This is a genomic window from Malaciobacter marinus, from assembly GCF_003544855.1.
Lineage (GTDB): Bacteria > Campylobacterota > Campylobacteria > Campylobacterales > Arcobacteraceae > Malaciobacter > Malaciobacter marinus.
Genome location: NZ_CP032101.1, coordinates 1330279 through 1349611, shown reverse-complemented (window position 1 = coordinate 1349611; position 19333 = coordinate 1330279). Strand labels below are relative to the sequence as shown.

General features: G+C 26.5%; 18 protein-coding genes. 9 read left to right on the top strand and 9 right to left on the bottom strand.

Annotated features, from left to right (window positions below; genetic code table 11):
- The first annotated feature begins 107 nt into the window (after positions 1 to 107).
- The 4 genes from argF to lgt all read left to right on the top strand — a co-directional run bounded on the left by argF (position 108) and on the right by lgt (position 4643).
- Positions 108 to 1034 carry an ornithine carbamoyltransferase gene (gene argF / locus AMRN_RS06645; protein WP_099310151.1) on the top strand — a complete coding sequence of 309 codons (927 nt, stop codon included), beginning with the start codon at positions 108 to 110 and terminating at the stop codon, positions 1032 to 1034.
- Position 1035: 1 nt separating this feature from the next.
- Complete coding sequence (gene hemN / locus AMRN_RS06640; RefSeq protein WP_099310150.1) at positions 1036 to 2403, top strand: oxygen-independent coproporphyrinogen III oxidase; 1368 nt, start codon at positions 1036 to 1038, stop codon at positions 2401 to 2403.
- A 125-nt stretch (positions 2404 to 2528) separates the two neighbouring features.
- Positions 2529 to 3821, top strand: a complete 1293-nt coding sequence (locus AMRN_RS06635) for a (Fe-S)-binding protein (RefSeq protein WP_099310149.1) — start codon at positions 2529 to 2531, stop codon at positions 3819 to 3821.
- A gap of 3 nt (positions 3822 to 3824) precedes the next feature.
- The gene (gene lgt / locus AMRN_RS06630; RefSeq protein ID WP_099310148.1) at positions 3825 to 4643 is read left to right on the top strand and encodes a prolipoprotein diacylglyceryl transferase; all 819 of its coding nucleotides are present in this window, start codon (positions 3825 to 3827) and stop codon (positions 4641 to 4643) included.
- Here the strand turns inward: lgt and AMRN_RS06625 are convergent.
- From AMRN_RS06625 to polA, 5 genes are all read right to left on the bottom strand, one after another.
- Entirely contained in the window at positions 4633 to 5937 is a 1305-nt protein-coding gene (locus AMRN_RS06625) for a PAS domain-containing protein (RefSeq protein WP_099310147.1), read from the bottom strand. The two genes, lgt and AMRN_RS06625, sit on opposite strands and share 11 nt — an antisense overlap.
- Positions 5915 to 6175, bottom strand: a complete 261-nt coding sequence (locus AMRN_RS06620) for a DUF2116 family Zn-ribbon domain-containing protein (protein ID WP_099310146.1) — start codon at positions 6173 to 6175, stop codon at positions 5915 to 5917. Before AMRN_RS06620 ends, AMRN_RS06625 begins: the two co-directional genes overlap by 23 nt.
- Positions 6175 to 6366 carry a hypothetical protein gene (locus AMRN_RS06615; protein ID WP_099310145.1) on the bottom strand — a complete coding sequence of 64 codons (192 nt, stop codon included), beginning with the start codon at positions 6364 to 6366 and terminating at the stop codon, positions 6175 to 6177. The genes AMRN_RS06620 and AMRN_RS06615 overlap by 1 nt, the downstream gene beginning before the upstream one ends.
- A gap of 15 nt (positions 6367 to 6381) precedes the next feature.
- Entirely contained in the window at positions 6382 to 7083 is a 702-nt protein-coding gene (locus AMRN_RS06610) for a response regulator transcription factor (protein ID WP_099310144.1), read from the bottom strand.
- 104 nt (positions 7084 to 7187) lie between these two features.
- Positions 7188 to 9869 carry a DNA polymerase I gene (polA, locus tag AMRN_RS06605; protein WP_099310143.1) on the bottom strand — a complete coding sequence of 894 codons (2682 nt, stop codon included), beginning with the start codon at positions 9867 to 9869 and terminating at the stop codon, positions 7188 to 7190.
- Positions 9870 to 9934: 65 nt separating this feature from the next.
- On the opposite strand from polA, the gene AMRN_RS06600 reads away from it, so the two are divergent.
- The 4 genes from AMRN_RS06600 (at position 9935) to AMRN_RS06585 (ending at position 15570) form a co-directional block, all read left to right on the top strand.
- Positions 9935 to 11404 (top strand): PAS domain-containing sensor histidine kinase, encoded by a 1470-nt coding sequence (locus tag AMRN_RS06600; protein ID WP_099310142.1) that lies wholly within the window; start codon positions 9935 to 9937, stop codon positions 11402 to 11404.
- 10 nt (positions 11405 to 11414) lie between these two features.
- Positions 11415 to 12140 carry a 3-deoxy-manno-octulosonate cytidylyltransferase gene (gene kdsB / locus AMRN_RS06595; protein WP_099310141.1) on the top strand — a complete coding sequence of 242 codons (726 nt, stop codon included), beginning with the start codon at positions 11415 to 11417 and terminating at the stop codon, positions 12138 to 12140.
- Positions 12141 to 12272: 132 nt separating this feature from the next.
- The gene (locus AMRN_RS06590) at positions 12273 to 14255 is read left to right on the top strand and encodes a bifunctional diguanylate cyclase/phosphodiesterase (protein WP_099345225.1); all 1983 of its coding nucleotides are present in this window, start codon (positions 12273 to 12275) and stop codon (positions 14253 to 14255) included.
- Positions 14248 to 15570: a GGDEF domain-containing response regulator gene (locus tag AMRN_RS06585; protein ID WP_099311229.1), complete on the top strand. Its 1323-nt coding sequence runs from the start codon at positions 14248 to 14250 to the stop codon at positions 15568 to 15570. Before AMRN_RS06590 ends, AMRN_RS06585 begins: the two co-directional genes overlap by 8 nt.
- On the opposite strand, the gene lptB is transcribed toward AMRN_RS06585, so the two are convergent.
- The 4 genes from lptB to AMRN_RS06565 are packed head-to-tail and all read right to left on the bottom strand — an operon-like array spanning position 15567 to position 17954.
- Positions 15567 to 16289 (bottom strand): LPS export ABC transporter ATP-binding protein, encoded by a 723-nt coding sequence (lptB, locus tag AMRN_RS06580; protein WP_099311230.1) that lies wholly within the window; start codon positions 16287 to 16289, stop codon positions 15567 to 15569. The two genes, AMRN_RS06585 and lptB, sit on opposite strands and share 4 nt — an antisense overlap.
- Positions 16282 to 16701, bottom strand: a complete 420-nt coding sequence (tsaE, locus tag AMRN_RS06575) for a tRNA (adenosine(37)-N6)-threonylcarbamoyltransferase complex ATPase subunit type 1 TsaE (RefSeq protein WP_099311231.1) — start codon at positions 16699 to 16701, stop codon at positions 16282 to 16284. The genes lptB and tsaE overlap by 8 nt, the downstream gene beginning before the upstream one ends.
- 9 nt (positions 16702 to 16710) lie before the next feature.
- Positions 16711 to 17694, bottom strand: a complete 984-nt coding sequence (gene trpD / locus AMRN_RS06570; protein ID WP_099311232.1) for an anthranilate phosphoribosyltransferase — start codon at positions 17692 to 17694, stop codon at positions 16711 to 16713.
- Positions 17695 to 17696: 2 nt separating this feature from the next.
- Positions 17697 to 17954: a hypothetical protein gene (locus AMRN_RS06565; RefSeq protein WP_099311233.1), complete on the bottom strand. Its 258-nt coding sequence runs from the start codon at positions 17952 to 17954 to the stop codon at positions 17697 to 17699.
- Between the two features lie 67 nt (positions 17955 to 18021).
- Between AMRN_RS06565 and AMRN_RS06560 the strand changes: the two genes are divergently transcribed.
- Positions 18022 to 19260 (top strand): argininosuccinate synthase, encoded by a 1239-nt coding sequence (locus tag AMRN_RS06560; protein WP_099311234.1) that lies wholly within the window; start codon positions 18022 to 18024, stop codon positions 19258 to 19260.
- Positions 19261 to 19333 lie beyond the last annotated feature (73 nt).

The window sequence follows — 19333 nt, the reverse complement described above, 5'->3', positions numbered from 1 at the left end:
TTAGCAGAAGCTTTTTACTAAAAGAATTTAATATAAAAATTTAATTAAGAAACAAATAAAGACAACTTATATATAATAATCGCTTTACAATATAAAAGGTAAATAGTATGAGACATTTTTTAACATTAACAGATTATACAAAAGAAGAAATTCTAGAGATTCTTAATCTTGCAAAAAAAATAAAAAAAGAAACAAAAAATAGAGTTTTTAAAGATTATATGCCAAAACAAACTCTTGGAATGATTTTTGAAAAAAGTAGTACAAGAACAAGAGTTAGTTTTGAAACAGGTATTTATCAATTAGGTGGAATTGGTCTATTTTTATCATCAAATGATATTCAATTAGGTAGAGGTGAACCTATGAGTGATACTAGTAGAGTTATTTCAAGAATGGTAGATATGGTTATGATTAGAACATTTGAACAAAGCAAATTAGAAGAGTTTGCAAAATATTCTAAAGTTCCTGTAATTAATGGATTAACAAATGAATTTCATCCTGTTCAATTAATGGCTGATTATATGACTATACAAGAAGCAGGTTTAGATAAAGATTTGATTGTTGCGTATATTGGTGATGGTAATAATATGGCTCATTCATGGTTAAATATGGCTGCTAAATTAGGTTTTGAATTAAGAATTGCAACACCAAAGGATTATGAAGTAGATGATACAATTTTGAAAAATGCTTTAAATGAAGCTAAAAATTCTGGTGCAAAAATAGTTATTTCAAATGATCCAAAAGAAGCAGTAAAAGGTTCAACTGTTGTTACTACTGATACTTGGGTATCAATGGGACAAGAGGACGAAAAAGAGAAAAGAGTTAAAGATTTTGATGGATATATTGTAGATGATAATATGATGAACTTAGCCCATAAAAAAGCAATATTCCTTCACTGTTTACCAGCTTATAGAGATTATGAAGTAAGTCAAGAGGTAATTGAAGGACCACAAAGTCTAATTTTCCAAGAAGCAGAAAACAGACTACATGCACAAAAAGGTGTAATGGTTTGGCTAGACAAACAAAGAGATAAATAATATGATAGATTTTAAAAAATTTGAAAAGTATTCAAGACCTGGACCAAGATATACTTCATATCCAACGGCACCAGAATTCAGTGAAGAGTTTACTCATAAAGATTTAATAGAGTTTTACAAAAACCAAGATGATAATAGAAACTTATCTTTATATATACATCTTCCTTTTTGTAGAAGTGCCTGTTATTTTTGTGGATGTAATGTAATTTTTACATCTAAAGAGGATAAAAAAGTAAGATATATTCAATATCTTAAAAAAGAACTTGAAATATTAAAAAAACATTTAAATACTTCAAGAGTTGTAACACAAATGCACTTTGGAGGGGGAACTCCTACATTTTTCTCTCCTGAACAATTAAGAGAAGTTATCTCTATGCTAAAACAAACTTTTACAAATTTTAGTGATAATGCAGAAATTTCATGTGAAGTTGATCCAAGATTTTTTACAAAAGAGCATATGGATATATTAAAAGATGGTGGATTTAATAGGTTAAGCTTTGGAGTTCAAGATATTGACCCTCAAGTACAAAAAACAATTCATAGGATTCAACCATATGAAACTACACAAGAAGTAATGAAAATAGCAAGAGATGCAGGAATTAAATCAATAAATATTGATTTAATTTATGGTCTTCCACATCAAACTGCTAAATCATTTCATAATACTATTGAACAAGTAATAAAATTAAATCCTGATAGATTAGCAGTATTTAATTATGCTCATGTTCCTTGGCTTATGAAAACTATGAGAAAATTTGATGAATCTACATTTGCACCTGCAAGTGAAAAGTTAGTTATTTTAAAAGATACAATTGACTTTTTTACAAATAATGGATACAAAATGGTAGGAATGGATCACTTTGCAAAACCAGAAGATGAACTTTTTAAAGCAATACAAAAAGGTGAATTACATAGAAATTTCCAAGGCTATACAACTAAAGGTGGAGCTGATTTAATAGGAATTGGTCTTACATCTATTGGTAATGGTGTTGATTATTATGCACAAAATTACAAGGATTTAAAATCATATGAGCAAGCTTTGGATGAAGGAATTTTACCTACATTTAAAGGATATAAATTAAGTAAAGATGATGAAATTAGACAGTTTGTAATTATGGAAATAATGAGTAATTTCTCTTTAAATATTCCAAGAGTTGAAAAAAAATTCAATATTGACTTTAAAGAGTATTTTAAAAATGACCTTCCTCAACTTGAAGAGTTTATTCAAGCAGAACTTCTATCTATAAATGATGAGAAGATTCAAGTATCTCCTACAGGAACAATGCTTATTAGAAATATTTGTATGCCATTTGATGCATACCTTAAAAAAATACCTGAAAACAAAAGAAGATTTTCTAAGACTATTTAATAGTCTTAGAAATCTAAATTTCAAAGTTATACTTAATCCTTAATTCATCAAATATTAACATTTTTTTTAGTATATTAATCTCTTTTATATAATAATAATTTTTTAAAATAAAAGGTTTATAAAAAGTGAATAAATTTGATTATACAACAATAAGTGATGATTGCGTAAAATGTGGTAAATGTAAACCTGTATGTACAATTTTTAATATCAACCAAGATGAAACTACTAGCCCTAGAGGTTTTATTGATTTATTAGGTGCTTACAAAAGAGATGAGTTAGAACTAGATAAAACTGCAAAAGATATATTTGAAAGTTGTTTTTTATGTACTAACTGTGTTGAGGTTTGTCCAAATGATCTTCCAACAGATATGATAATAGAACAAGTAAGAAGTGATATTGCAAAAAAATATGGTATTACATGGTACAAAAAACTATTTTTCTTTCTTTTAAGACATAGAAAAACTATGGACTTTCTTTCTAAACTTGGATGGATGTTTCAAACATGTGCATTAAAACTTGATGAAAAAAAACAATCAGCACTTCCTAGATTCTCTCTACCTATTGTAAAAAAAGATAGAGCCTTACCTTTTGCAGATAGTAAGAGTTTTTTGAAAAAATATCCAGAAAATATCTATGCAAAAAATAAAAAAGATGAAGAAGGCAAAAAGAATAGAGTTGCAATCTTTATTGGATGTATGAGTAACTATACTTATACAAACACGGGGGATTCTTTAGTTAAAATATTGCAAAAGCTTGATTTAGATATTTTTATACCTAAAAAACAACTTTGCTGTGGAGCACCTGCTTATTTTACTGGTGATTTTGATACGGTAGATTATCTTGTAAAGAAAAATATTGAATATTTTGAAACATGGATTGATGAAGTTGATGCAATAGTTATTCCAGAAGCTACATGTAGTGCAATGATAAACCAAGATTGGGAACACTATTTACATAATCAACCCCAATGGAAAGAAAGAGCAAAAAAAATTGCAAAAAAAGTATATATGGCAACAAAATGGCTTGAAAACAATACAAAACTAAATGAATTACTTCAAAATTCAAATAAACAGTTTGATAAGCTTGTTACTTATCATGATCCTTGTCATGCTAAAAAGATGCAAGGAGTATGGAAAGAGCCAAGAAATTTACTTTCAAAAAATTACCAACTTAAAGAAATGAGCGATTCAAATAGATGCTGTGGATTTGGTGGGGTAACTATGCAAACAGAAAAGTATGAGTTTGCAAAAGCTGCTGGCCTTCCAAAAGCTGCAATGATAAAAGAGACACAAGCTCAAATAGTAAGTGCAGAGTGTTCTGCATGTAGAATGCAACTTACAAATGCTTTACATTTAGGAAAAGTTGATGAAGTTGAATTTAAGAATCCAATTGAATTAATAGCTGAGGCACTAGATTAATTTATGGAACAATGGCAAAATATTTATTCTAATTTTGAACCTATTGCATTTAGCATAGGTGACATTTCTGTACATTGGTATGGAATAATGTATGCATTAGCTTTATTAAGTGCTATAGTAGTTGCAAAATGGTTTATAAATCATGATAAAATACAAATAAATCAAGATATATTTGATTCTTATATTTGGTGGGCTGAAATAGGTGTAATATTAGGGGCTAGATTAGGATATATAATTTTTTATGATCCAAATACTACATACTATTTAACTCACCCTTGGCAAATATTTAATCCATTTATAAATGGTGAATTCACAGGTATTTCAGGAATGAGTTATCATGGTGCAGTTATTGGTTTTATTTTAGCTTCATACCTTTTTTGCAAAAAAAATAAAGTATCTTTTTTCTTCTTAGCTGATATTGCAGTACTTGGAGTTTCAGCAGGATATGTCTTTGGAAGAATAGGAAATTTCTTTAATCAAGAACTAGTAGGAAGAACTACTGATGTTCCTTGGGCGATTTATGTTGATGGGATATTAAGACATCCTTCACAACTATATGAAGCAATTTTAGAGGGTATTGTAATTTTTATAATATTAGTAAGTGTTAGAAAATATAAATCATTTGACGGACAATTAGCCTTGCTTTATGGGATTTTATACTCACTTGCAAGAATAATTGCAGAAGTATTCAGACAACCAGATATACAATTAGGTTTTTTATATAGTAACTGGCTAACAATGGGTATGCTTCAGTCTGGTTTTTTTGCCCTACTTTGTATGATTATATATTTTTTAAAAAAGAAAAATAAGCTTATTTCTTAGAAGCTTTTTTTTCTTCTTCTTTCTTCTTGTCATCTTCGTAAGACTTAATAACATCATTTAAATCATCAATTTTATGTCTATACTCTTCAATGTATTCTTGATATACTTTTATTGATTCTTGAGCTTTAGCTAACTTCTCTTTTAAACTTTCATTTAGTTTTTTAAATCTTTCATATCTTTCATAGCTAAACCTTGTAGTATCTCGCATTTTTGATAATTTTTCTAAGAAGTCATCATGATCTTTTTCAGCTTTTTTATTTGCATCAGAAACTTTATGTTCTAAATTTAAGATTCTACCCTTATCATCATTTATTCTAGAACGCAGCGTTTTAATCTCCCTTTGTAGTTCACTTACAAATGATGTTATACTCATCTCTTTTGCTTCTAAAGCCTCTTTTAACATATCGTTGTATCTATTTTCCAACTCTTGTTCAAATTTAACTTTTTGACTTTTTTGTTGTAAAATATATCTTTTTAAAGTCTGTTTTTCTTCTTCATCTTGTGTTACTAAAAATCTGCTTGAAACATATTTTTTTATATTTCCAGCTTCATCTAAAATAGGGAAAATAGTAGCTTTAACATAATATGAACTACCATCTTTAGCTTTATTTTTTATTTTACTTTTCCAAACTTTTCCTGCTTTTATAGTATCCCAAAGATTTTTAAAGATTTTTGAAGAATTATCAGGATGTCTTACTATATTATGTGGTTGTCCTAAAAGTTCTTCTTTTGTATAACCAGATACTTCACAAAAAATATCATTTGCATAAGTGATTATTCCATCAGGATCTGTTTCACTAACCAAATTTTCTTTATCTAAAATATCTTTATATAATTCTAATTCTCTTTTTTGAACTAATATAAGTTTTTTATTGTAGTTTTCTTCAATTATTTGATTTAAAATTTTTATAGTAGTTATATTCTTTATGGGTTTTAATATATAATTTGATATTTTTAAACATATCACTTTTTCTAAAACTTCTGTATTAGAGTTTTTAGTACTTAATACAATAGGAATATCAGAAGAGATGGCTCTAATATTAGTTAGGAATTCTAAACCATCTTGATTAGGAAGATCCAAATCAGTTAAAATAATATCGATTTTTGTTTTTTCTTTATTATAAAGTTCTAATGCACCTTGTTTACTTGAAGATGTTAAAACCTCTTTAAAATATGTTTTAAAAAATAGTGAGACTTCATTAAGTATTTCTTGATTATGTTCTACAAATAAAAGAGTACTTTCTTTTAATAATTCCAACTCCAAAGAGTCTTCAATTTTCTTTTCTATAGCCATAATCTATTGCTAATTCATCAATTTTATTCTTAAGAAGGTCTAGTCTCCAACCATGTCTATTAGCAAACTTTTCAATCTCTTTTTCTCTTTCTTCATGACTACAAAAAACAAAGATTCTCTTTAAAAAGGGTTTTGGCACTTGTATAGAAATAAGCTGAAAGTAATTTTCTTTGCAATTTCTAGAGCAAAAAGCTTTACTCATAGCAATTTTCTTCTTACAAAATGGACAGTGTGACATCAATTTCCTTTAATAATTAATTTATAAAGTTTTGCATTTGTTACATCTTGAAGGAATTTTGGATCTACATCATGAAGAGCTATTATTTCAACTTCTTTGTTGTCCATTAACCAGCCTTTTCCAGTATCAATTATTTTTTCTTCCTGGAAAAGTTTAATTAGTTCTTCTTTTGAAAGTATTTTTTCTTCCATATATTTTACTCAAAATTACTTTTGATTCTCCTCTAAAACATAACCTTTGTTAGAATGGTTTCTGATTATTTCATAATAAGTTTTTTGTCTTATTTTATTTACTATATTTCTCATTGTATAAATAGACATATTTTTACCTTTCCATACTACATCTTTTATAGTATCATAATCAGTAATCTCACCTCTTTTTTCAATAAGTAATTTTAAGAATGATTTTTCTAATCTTGTAAAGTCTATTAGTACTCCACCTGGTTTAAAGAATTGATCTCTATACTCATCAAAATAGATTCCATTTTGGAACTCTATTTTGTCACCTCTTTTAGTTTGATTTAAGCACATAATAATTGCAAGTTTTACATCTTTTACTCTTAAAGGTTTTGATATAAAAGTATATGCACTACAATTTATTGCAGTAACAATATCATCATTATTTTCTTCATCAGAAATTATAATTTTTGGTAAATTTGAAGCTTTATTAGATATTTCAGTACAAATTTCATCAAATGAATAATCTTTTATATTTGTATCAATTATTACTAAATCATAACTATTTGAAACAGCTAATTCAAGAGCTTCTAGTGAACCATTAACCAATTTTAATTCTTTAAAGTAATCATCAAATTCATTTTCAATAGTTACTTTAACATTGTCATCATTACTTATAATAAGTAGTTTTGCATTGTATAATTTTCTTATATTTTTTTCAGTTTTTAACATCTTTAACTCTTTGATATTAATTTTTATTTAAAATAATAGCAAATTTTATTACATTTGTCAAAGAAAAATTATTTATAAATAAATAAAATTTACATTTTTCTTTATTATTTTAACTCTTGCCAACTTTTACCGATATTTTTTGACACTTTCAATGGAACTTTTAATTTAACTATATTTTCCATTATGTTTACCAAATCTTCTAATATTTCTTCAATTTTATCATTTTTTATTTCAAAAATTAATTCATCATGAATTTGTAGAAGCATTTTTATATCATCATTATTCTTATACTTTTCCCAAATTTTCAGCATAGAAAGTTTAATTAAATCAGCAGCACTTCCTTGAAATTTTGTGTTAACACCCTCTCTTAAAAATGCAGCCTTTTGCATTCCATTTGCACTATTAAAATCAAATACTCTTCTTCTTTTAAGTAATGTCTCTATATATTCAGTTTCTAAAATCGTATCTTCAATTGATTTTAAATAATCCTTTACACTTTTAAAAGCTTGAAAATAAGACTCTATATAACTTTTTGCTTCTGCTGTTTTAATTCCTAATGTATCAGCAAGTTTTCTACTACCCATTCCATAAATAAGTCCAAAGTTTATAGATTTAGCTATTGATCTTTTTGAACTTGCTTCTTCTTCTCCAAAAATCTTTATTGCAGTTTGTTTATGAATATCTAAATTACTATTAAAAGCTTCTAGTAAAGCTTCATCTTCACTAAAATGTGCTAGTAATCGTAATTCAATTTGAGAATAATCTATTCCTACAAGAGAATAACCTTCTTTTGGTATGAATGCACTTCTTATTAATGCTCCAGCTTCACTTTTTACTGGAATATTTTGTAAATTAGGATTTTTACTACTTAATCTTCCTGTTGCCGTTCCAGTTTGTAAAAATGAAGTATAAACTCTATTATTATCTCTTTGTTTTGCAAGCTTTAATAGTGGCTCAATATATGTTGACTGCAACTTATGAGATTCTCTATAATCTAAAAGTAAAGGAATTATTTTATGTTCATCATGAAGTTTTTGTAAAACCATTTCATTCGTACTATATCCACTTTTAGTCTTTTTTGAAGCAGTTAAACCTAATTTATCAAATAGTACTTCTCCTAATTGCTTTGGAGAGTTTATATTAAATTCACTACCTGCTAACTCATAAATATTATTAGTTAGTTCACCTAGATGTTTTAAACTTTTTTCTTTTAACTCTTCAAGTATTTTAATATCAATTTTTATACCATTTTCTTGCATGTATGCTAATACTTTAGTAAATTCAAACTCTAAAGTCTGCCCTAGTTCAAATAGATATTCTAAATTTGAAGCTTTAAATTCTTCTTTTAACTTATAAAATAATTTTAAAGTAATAACAGCATCTTCACTAGCATATAAACAAGCTTTTTCAACTTCAACACTAGAAAAGTTTTCTCCTTTTTTAACAAGCTCTTTAAAAGCTAACATTGTATGGTCAAAATACTCTTTTGCTTTAGCATCAAGTCCTAATTTTGAACTTGGATTTAAAAGCCAAGACATTATCATCGTATCAGCATACAAATTCATTTCTAAATTAAAGTTTGTTTTTATTATTTCATAATCATATTTAAAGTTTTGTGCTACAAGTTTAAATTCATTTAGTTTTTCTAATGCCTTTTTTGCATCATCTAAGCCTATTTGATCAGGAACTCCTAGATAAAAATGCCCTATTGGAACATAATATCCTTTGTTTTCTTCAAAACTAAAAGAGAAGCCTACTATTTTTGCATCTTTTGTATCTAAACTCGTTGTTTCAGTATCAAAAGCAACTATACAATTTTTATCAATTGAGTTTAAAACATCAAATAATTTGTCTTTAGTATCAAGTAAAATAGAATCAAATAAAAAAACTTCTTCTTTTTTAGGAATTTTTGTTTTATAGTTTAAGCCATCTTTATTAACTCTTTCAATAATTCTGTTTAAATCATATTCAAGCAAGGTATCTGCAATTTTTAAAATTGGGTTTTCTTTTGGAAGAGTAAATTTATCTATTTCATCAAGTACATGACAATCTACTTTTAAAGTAACTAACTCTTTTGAAATAAATGCCATCTCTTTACTTGCTTCTAAAAGATTTTTCCATCTTGGTTTTTCTATACTTTCTAAATTTTCATAAATATTTTCTATTGTACTAAACTGGCTAATTAATGCTTGTGCAGTTTTTGCTCCCACACCTTTAACTCCAGGTACATTATCTGCACTATCACCTAAAAGTGCTTGATAATCAGTGAATTGTTTAGGTGTTACTCCATATTTTTCTGTACATTTATCTTCATTGATTATTACTTTTTTTATTGGATCGAATAAATAAATTGTATCATCATCAATTAATTGATATAAATCTTTATCATGACTTACTATTCTTACTTCTAAATCTTTTCTTTTTGCATCATGGGCTATTGAAGCTATAATATCATCTGCTTCAAATCCAACTCTTGAAGCTGTTTGAAAGCCCATTTTCTCTATCCAATCAATTGCAACAGGTAGTTGTGTTAAAAGATCTTCTGGCACATCTGGTCTATGTGCTTTATATTGACTATAAATTTCATTTCTAAAAGTATCGCCTTTAGAATCTAATGCAAATACTAAATAATCAGTTTGAAAATCTTTTCCAATATTTGAAATAAAATTCATAAAACCTGTTAATAAGCCAGTTGGAAATCCCTCTTTTGATTTTAAAGGAGGAAGTGCATAATAACTTCTAAATAAAAATCCGAATGTATCTATAACTGTTATTGTTTTCTTCATATTACCTACTTATAAATTTTTAAAGTTTTTATAATATAATATCAATACTAAAAATAAGGTTTTATATGTCAGAAGAGTACACTCTTACTAAACTCAAAAGAAGTAATGATGAACTAAAAGAGATAATAAATAATTCTTGGGATGGAATAGGAATTATTGATTTTACTGGGAAGTTTATATATTACAATAATGCATTCGTTCCTATTTTGGGTTTTTCAAAAGAAGAATTAAAAAACAAAAATTTTATATCATTTATACAAGAAGATTATAAAAAATCATTTATTGAATTAATGAAAAAAAATTTAAAAAATAGATATGAATCAGATATAAATATTGTTTGTATTAGAAAAGATAATCAAAAAGTTTACTTAAGAATAACATTATCAACTATGCTAAATAAAAAACTTTTTGTAATTAATACAAAAGATATAACAAAAGAGATTTCTGATGATCAAATTTTAGATAGTTATGTGGCTTCAACTCATGTAAATATAGATGGACTTATAACCCAAACTAGTCAAGCTTTTCGTACTCTTAGTGGTTATGAAGAGAATGAACTATTAAATAAGCACCATACTATTATAAAATCAGTTGACGAAGATGACAAGGTCTTTAGTGAGATTTTAAATCATATCAAAAATGCAAAAGAGTGGAATGGGAAAATCAAAGCTAAAAGAAAAAATGGAATAATTTTTTGGATTGATACAAAAGTAAAGCCTACTTATAATAAATATGGTGATATCACAGGTTATACTTCACTTATGTTTGATATTACAAATGAGATTAATCTTAATGTAGAAACAAAGTCTTTGCAACAAGAAGTGCTTCAAAAAGACAACTTATTAGTTCAACAATCAAAACTAGCAATAATGACAGAAACTTTGCAAATGCTTTCCCATGAATGGAGACAACCTTTAAATATAATATCAATTAGAGCTCAAAAACTTGAACTTGATTTAACAATGGGACTTGATTCAAATAAAGAGGTGTTTTCACAAAGCTTAAAAGAGATAAAAGATGATGCACAAAAGTTATCAGATACTATTGAAGAGTTTCAAAGTTTTGTACAATTAAAAAGTGAGAAAGAGAAAGTTATAGCAAAAGATGTTATTTTAAAAGCTGTAGAGATTTTCAAAAAAGATCCAGAGTCAAAAGATATAGATTTTATAAAAGATGTAACTGATATCCCTGCTTTTAATAGTTATAAAAGTGAACTTACAACTATTTTAGTAAATATTTTAGTAAATGCAAAAGAAGCAATATTTAGAAAAAAAATTAAAAATGGTGTAATAAAACTAACTTGTTATTGTTTAAATAATACAATATTCTTTGAGATAAGTGATAATGCAGGTGGAATTGATGAAGATATAATTGATAAAATTTTTGAACCTTATTTCTCAACAAAAAACTCAAAACATGGTGTAGGATTAGGATTATATACATGTAAAATAATCACAGAAATGCATTTAATGGGTGAAATTAGTGTAACAAACCATAATAGTGGTGCTACATTTAAAATAGCACTGCCAATTTAAAGGAAGAAAAATGATAGTTATTCCAGCAAGATTAAATTCAAGTAGATTTGAAAATAAAATATTAGTGGATATATTAGGTTTACCAATGGTAATAAAAACAGCTATGCAAGTTAGTGCACTAGATAAAGTAGTAATTGCAACGGACTCCTTAGAAGTTTTAGATTTAGCAAAAATACATGGATATGAAGCTGTACTTACATCAAACGTTCATCAAAGTGGAACAGATAGAATAAATGAAGCTGTAAATAAACTTGATTTACCAGATGATGAAATCATCATAAATGTACAAGCAGATGAACCTTTTATAGAGCCTGAAGTAGTTAAATCTGTAATAAATAGAGTAAAAGAAGTAAAAAAGAATAATGAAAATACAATGATTGTTAGTTGTTATAAAAAGATAACATCAGATTTAGCTGATGATCCTAATCATGTAAAAGTTATACTTGATGAAAATAGTAATGCTATATATTTTTCAAGAGCAAAAGTTCCATATCACAGAGATCACTATGAAAACTCTAGTTACAGCGGACATTTAGGGATTTATGGATTTACAAAAAAAAGCTTAAATGATTTTTGTTCTTTAAAACCTTCAAAATTAGAAAAAATAGAAAAGCTAGAACAATTAAGAGCCATTGATAATGGATATTCAATTGCGATGGTTGAAGTAAACTCTAAATCATTTGGAATTGATACTCAAGAGGATTTAGAAAATGCTCTTAAAATCTTCAAAAAATAAGTCTAAAATGGCTTATTTTTTGATTTAAATTTACCTAAAATAAATAAGTAAACTTGCATAAAATATAGATAATATAACTTTAAAGACTATTTTCATATAATAATATATAATAATTTAAATATAAGGTACTTAATGCACTTTGATGTTCTAATTGCAGATAGTGAAATAATACAAAATATACAACTAAAAGAAAAAACTATAAATGAACTCTCAAATATAAATATGCATTTTACTGCTAATGAAAAAGAGATTTTATCTAAAAAACTTGAATTAAATTTATTAATTATTGATATAAATATACAAAACTCTATAAAAATTGCAAAAGAGTGTTTAAGTAATGATATAGATGTTATATTTATCATAGATAATACTCAAAATCTTGATTTAGCTTATAGTATTGATGTTTTTGACTTTATTTACAAACCACTATTTTTTAATAAACTAGTATTTAAAATAAATCATTATGTAAAAATTAGAGAAAAAGAAAAAGAACTTCTAAAACAAAAAGAAGTTTCTTCTACTATATTAAATAATATTGCAACACCTATATTTTTAACAGATGGTAAAAAATTTCTTTTTGCAAATAAAAACTTTTTAAAAGTCTTGAAGTTAAAAAAATTAAGTGAATTAAATAAAAAATACAAACAAGTCTCTGATGTATTTGAAAAAAAAGAAGGTTATTTATTTGGTGAAAAAAATATTGATTGGCTAAAATACTTAAAAAAAGAAGATGATTTAAAAGTATTAATAAATATAGAAGATAAAAAATATATTTATAAGATTCAATCTAATTATCTAAAACAAAATAAAAACCATCTTATTTTTTTAGATGACATTACTCATGAAATCGAGTATAAACAAGAGCTCATTAATCTTTTATATACAGACAATCTTACAAAAAAACCAAATAGAGCAAAACTAATTGATCAACTACAACATGAAAAAATCAATATTAACTCTTTAGCAATTATTGATATAAACTCTTTTAAAGAAATAAATGATTTTTTTGGAAATAAAGTTGGTGACTGGGTTTTAATTCAAGTTGCTAATATTATGGAGAATATAATAAAAAACCATAATGGTATTAAGCTTTATAAGTTTCCATCTGATACTTATTGCGTAATAGCAGAAGAAGTAGAAAAGAATGACTTCTTAACTGTAATTAAAACTATTATTACTAAAATCTATAAAGAAGTATTTACTTATGAACAATATGAAATCGATACTCGGGTTAAAGCTGGTATATCATTTTCTACAAAAAACAATAAGTTAATTACAGCAGATTTGGCACTTCAAGCAGCAAAAAAAGACAATAAAGACTACTTAGTATTTTATGATAAATTAGATAATTTACAAGAGTATGAAAACAATATGAAATGGACAAAAAAATTAAAAAATGCTTTAAGTAAAGACCAAATTATTGTTTATTATCAACCATTAATCAATAATAAAACTCTAGAAATAGACAAGTATGAGTGTTTAGTAAGAATGATTGATGAAGATAAAGTAATATCTCCTTTTTTCTTTTTAGAAGTTTCAAAAAAATCAAATCAATATACTAAAATAACAAAAATAGTTATTGAAAAAGCTTTTAAAAAATTTGATAAATTAGATTATGAATTCTCTATTAATATATCATATGAAGATATCGAAGATCCAGATTTTTTAAATTTTGTAAGAAAAAAAATGAAAAAATATAATATAAAAGATAAAGTTGTTTTTGAAATTTTAGAAGATGAAAGTGTAAAAAATTACAATATATTAATAAATTTTATTGATGAAATTAAAAGCTTAGGGTGTAAAGTTGCTATTGATGATTTTGGATCTGGGTATTCAAACTTTGAGCATATTTTAAAGATGAATGTTGATTATTTAAAAATTGATGCTTCTATTATTAAAAATGTAGTAATTGATAAAAACTCTTACAAAATAACAAAAACAATAATAGAGTTTGCAAAAAATCTAGGATTAAAAACTATTGCAGAGTATGTTGAAAATGAAGATATTTTTAATACAGTAAAAGATTTAGGAGCAGACTACTCTCAAGGTTACTATTTTTCTCCTCCAAAAGAAAATCCAGAAATAAATAACTCAACTAAGGCTAGGGATGAATAAAGAAATATTAAAAAATATAAAAGTTTTATATGTTGAAGATGAAAATGATGTAAGAGAATTTACGGGAAAAACAATTAAAGCAATAGTAAAAGAGATAATAATTGCAGCTGATGGGAAAGAAGGATTAGAAAAATTCAATGAACATCTAGATGTTGATTTAATTGTTACAGATATAAATATGCCTAAAATGGGTGGCTTAGAAATGTGTGCACAAATAAAACAAATAAATCCAGCAATACCAATTGTTATTACAAGTGCACATAATGATCCAAACTTTTTGAAAAAAGCAATTGATGTGGGTGTTAGTGCATATGCTATGAAACCTATAGACTTATATCAATTAATAGAAAGTATGATAAAAGCTGTTGAACCAGTCTTTTTAAGAAAACAATTAGAAGAAGTAAACTTATCTTTGGAAGAAAAAGTTGAAGAAGGAATACAAAAAATAAAATCAATTTTGGATGCTCAAGATAATATAATATTTGTTAATAGTTCAAATATAATTACAAATGTAAATAAGAAATTTTTAGAATTTTTTGGAACTAATTCATTAGAGGAATTTCTAAATAATGTATCATGTGTATCAAAATTATTTAAGAATGAAAGAGGTTTTTTTAGTCTTGAAACTTTAAAAAATAGTGATAAAAATTGGATTGAGTATTTACAAAATTTAAATGAAGTTGATAGAGTAGTAAAAATAACTAATAAAGATGGTAAAGATAGAGTATTTACTGTTAATATTGATGATTATGAACAAGGACAACACTTTGTTATTTCATTAACTGATATTACAGAACTAAAAGAGAAATCAAATCTTTTAGAGTATCAAGCAAGTCATGATTTGCTAACAGGACTTTTTAATAGACAAAAGTTTCATGAAATTTTTGGGAAAGAGATAAGAAGAGATAAAAGATATCAAAATGATTTATCTTTAATTCTTTTTGATATAGATAATTTTAAAAAATTCAATGATGAATTTGGCCATAATATGGGAGATGAAGTCTTAAAATTTATAGCTGAAGTTGTAACAAGAAGTGTAAGAGAGCATGATACTGTTGTTAGGTGGGGAGGAGAAGAATTTTTAGTTTTACTTCCTGAAACAAATATTGATGGGGCTATGAAAGTAGCTGAAAAGATAAGAATTGCAATACAAGAGTTTAAATCAAAAAAAATCCCAAAACAGATAACAGCTAGTTTTGGAGTAACTACACTTTTTGAAGGTGATATTGAAGAAGAGTTTATAAAAAAAGCAGATATTGCATTGTATAAAGCAAAAAAAGAAGGAAGAAATAGAGTTGTTTCTTACACTACTTAGAAGTTAAAATCTTCTCCTAAGTAGTGTTGTCTAACACTTCCATCACTTTTTATATCTTCACTTTTACCAGAAGCTAATAAACTACCACTTTTCATTACATATGCTCTATGACAGATATGTAATGTCTCTCTTACATTGTGATCAGTTATTAAAACTCCAATTCCTATTAATGTAAGTTGATGAATAATCTCTTGAATATCTTTAACAGCAATTGGATCAACTCCAGCAAAAGGTTCATCTAAAAGCAAAAATTTTGGTTTAGAAACAAGTGCTCTTGCAATTTCAGTTCTTCTTCTTTCTCCCCCTGATAAAGAGATACCTTTTCTTTTTCTAATTGGTTCAATATTAAAAACTTCAAGTAGTTCTTCAACTCTTTTATGTTGTTCACTTTTATCACTTGTTACAACTTCAGCGGCTAAAAAAAGATTATCTTCTACACTTAAATCTTTAAAAATAGAAGATTCTTGAGGTAAATAACCTATTCCTTTTAAAGCTCTTTCATGTAAAGGAAGATTTGTAATATTCATCCCATCAAAAAAAACTTCTCCACTTGTTGGTTTAACAAGACCACATACAGTATAAAAAGTTGTAGTTTTTCCTGCACCATTTGGTCCTAATAAACCTACTATCTCACCACTTTTAATATCTAATGAAATACCATGTAATATTTGTGTTTTTTTTATTTTTTTTGTTATATCTTTTATTTGTAGTTTATGCATTTATTGTATATTGCCTTTTATTCTCTTTTTTCTCTATTTTTATGGTAATTACATTAAAACCATATGAATGAAGTAACTCTTCAAGTCTTTCATCGCCCCACTCTACAAAATGAATTCCTTCTTTTTCAAACTCCTCTAAAAGTCCCAAAGATATAAACTCTTCTAAACCTTTATTATATACATCATAGTGATAAATATTATTTGAGTAAATAGTTTGAATAGAAAATGTGGGAGAAGTAACCACATCTTCAATTGATTTACTTTTTACATAGTTTTTTACTAATGTTGTTTTTCCACTAGCTAAATCACCTTGCAATAAAATAACACAATCACCCTTTTGTTTAATATATTTATCTACTAGTTCTACTATTTTTTCTAATTGTTCTAAATTTAAATCTAGTTTTTCTTGCAAGTTTTTCCCTTATGCTAAAGCATTTGATACTTTAATTAATTGCTCTAATTTTTCTTTTGCTTTACCACTTTCAATAGTACTTCTTGCTATTTCAATTCCTTCTTTCATATCTCTTGCTTTATCATCTATAATTAAAGCTGCGGCTGAATTTAATAAAACAATATCAAGTCTTGAATCTTTTATTTCATTTGATAAAATACCTTTTGTAATAACTGCATTTTCCTTTGCATCTCCTCCAACAATCGATTCTTTTGGTGCAAGATTAAAACCTAATTCTTGAGGATCAATTATAAATTCACTAATTTTTTTATTTTCAAGTAAATTTGCAAAACTTATATCAGAAATTGATATTTCATCCATTCCATCATTTGAGCTAACTACCATTGCTTTTTGTGTTTCTAATATGTTTAAAGCCTCTGTAATTTTCCCAATTAACTCTTTAGGAAACACACCAAGTAATTGTTTTTTTACAAAAGCAGGATTAGATAAAGGACCTATTAAATTAAAAATTGTTCTATGATTAATTGATTTTCTAATTGGTGTAACATATTTCATAGCTGGGTGATGATTTGCTGCATGCATAAAAACAAAACCTGTATCTTCAAACATCTTTGCACTATCTTCTAAACTCAAATCTAAGTTAAACCCTAAAGCCTCTAGCATATCTGAACTTCCTGATTTACTTGTAACACTTCTATTACCATGTTTTGCTACATAAGAACCGCTTGCACATAAAAGAATTGATGTCGTACTTGAAATATTAAAACTAAAACTTTTATCTCCACCTGTTCCAACTATATCAATAGCTTTTTCGCGCAAAGCTTTATTTGCAGGTAAAGCAATCAAGTGATCTCTCATAGCACTTACTGCACCTGCTATTTCTTCAACTGTTTCCCCTCTTTCATAAAGTTCTATTAAATAATCACGTACTTCATCTTCAAGCAACCTATTTTCAAATATATCATCAAACTTCAATTTTGCTACATTAAACATTGCTATCCTTCATCACTTAGTTTTTCTACGTATTCATCCATTTTAGATTTTGGAGTTGATTTTGTAGTAGGAATTTGTAAGACCTTAAATTTATCACTTCTTTCAAGATATTTTATTTCTATAATATCTCCAACTTTTACTTCTTTGGCTTTTTTAGCAGCTACATCATTTATATATACTACCTTACAAGCTAGCATATCTTCGGCAACTGCTCTTCTTTTTGTTATATTTACTGCATTTAAAAATTTATCACATCTCATAATAGGGATTATAGCTAATTTTAGATAAAATATATCCAAATTAACATTTATATTTTATGGAGACGTTATGAATAAAAAAGAAGTAAAAAAAGTTGTTTTAGCTTACAGTGGAGGTTTAGACACGTCAATCATTTTAAAGTGGCTTCAAGATGAATACAATGCAGAAGTTATTACTTTTACTGCTGACTTAGGTCAAGGAGAAGAAGTAGAACCTGCAAGACAAAAAGCTTTAGATATGGGAATTAAACCAGAAAATATTTTTATTTTAGATATAAAAGAAGAGTTTGTAAAAGATTATGTATTTCCAATGTTTAGAGCAAATGCAATATATGAGGGTGAATACCTATTAGGAACATCTATTGCAAGACCTTTGATTTCTAAAAAACAGATTGAAATTGCAGAAAAAATGGGTGCAGATGCTGTTTCTCATGGTGCAACTGGAAAAGGAAATGATCAAGTAAGATTTGAGCTTGGTTATTTAGGACTTAATTCAGAAATTACAGTAATTGCACCTTGGAGAGAATGGGATTTAAATTCAAGAGAAAAACTTTTAGCTTATGCTAAAAAAAATGGAATTAATATTGATAAAAAGCATTTTGATGAAAATGGAAATCCTGCTGTAAGTCCATATTCAATGGATGCGAATCTTTTACATATTTCATATGAGGGATTAGTTTTAGAAGATCCAGCAAAACAACCAGATGAAAATATGTGGTTATGGACAAACTCTTTAGAAGAGGCTCCAAATGAAGCTGAATATATTACAATCTCATACAAAAATGGAGATCCATATGCAATTAATGGTGAGGAGTTATCACCTGCAACACTTCTAAAAAAACTAAATGACTATGGAAATAAACATGGTATTGGAAGAATTGATATTGTAGAGAATAGATATGTTGGTATGAAAGCAAGAGGTTGCTATGAAACTCCAGGTGGAACAATTATGCTAAAAGCCCATAGAGCAATTGAATCAATTACTTTAGATAGAGAAGCAGCACATTTAAAAGATGAATTAATGCCAAAATATGCAAAACTTATCTATAATGGATATTGGTTCTCTCCTGAAAGACAAATGCTTCAAGCATCAATTGATGAAACACAGAAAAAAGTAGAAGGAACAGTAAAACTAAAACTTTATAAAGGAAATGTTGTAGTAGTTGGAAGAGAATCAGAAAAATCACTATTCTCAGAAGCTCACTCTACATTTGAAGAAGATGAAGTTTATAATCAAAAAGATGCAGAAGGCTTTATTAAATTAAATGCATTAAGATTTATAATAGCTGGACAAACTCAAAATAAATAAATAAAAAAGCAGAGAAATCTCTGCTTTTTTCTACATAAACTCACACAAATAATAATACAAATATAATATTGTA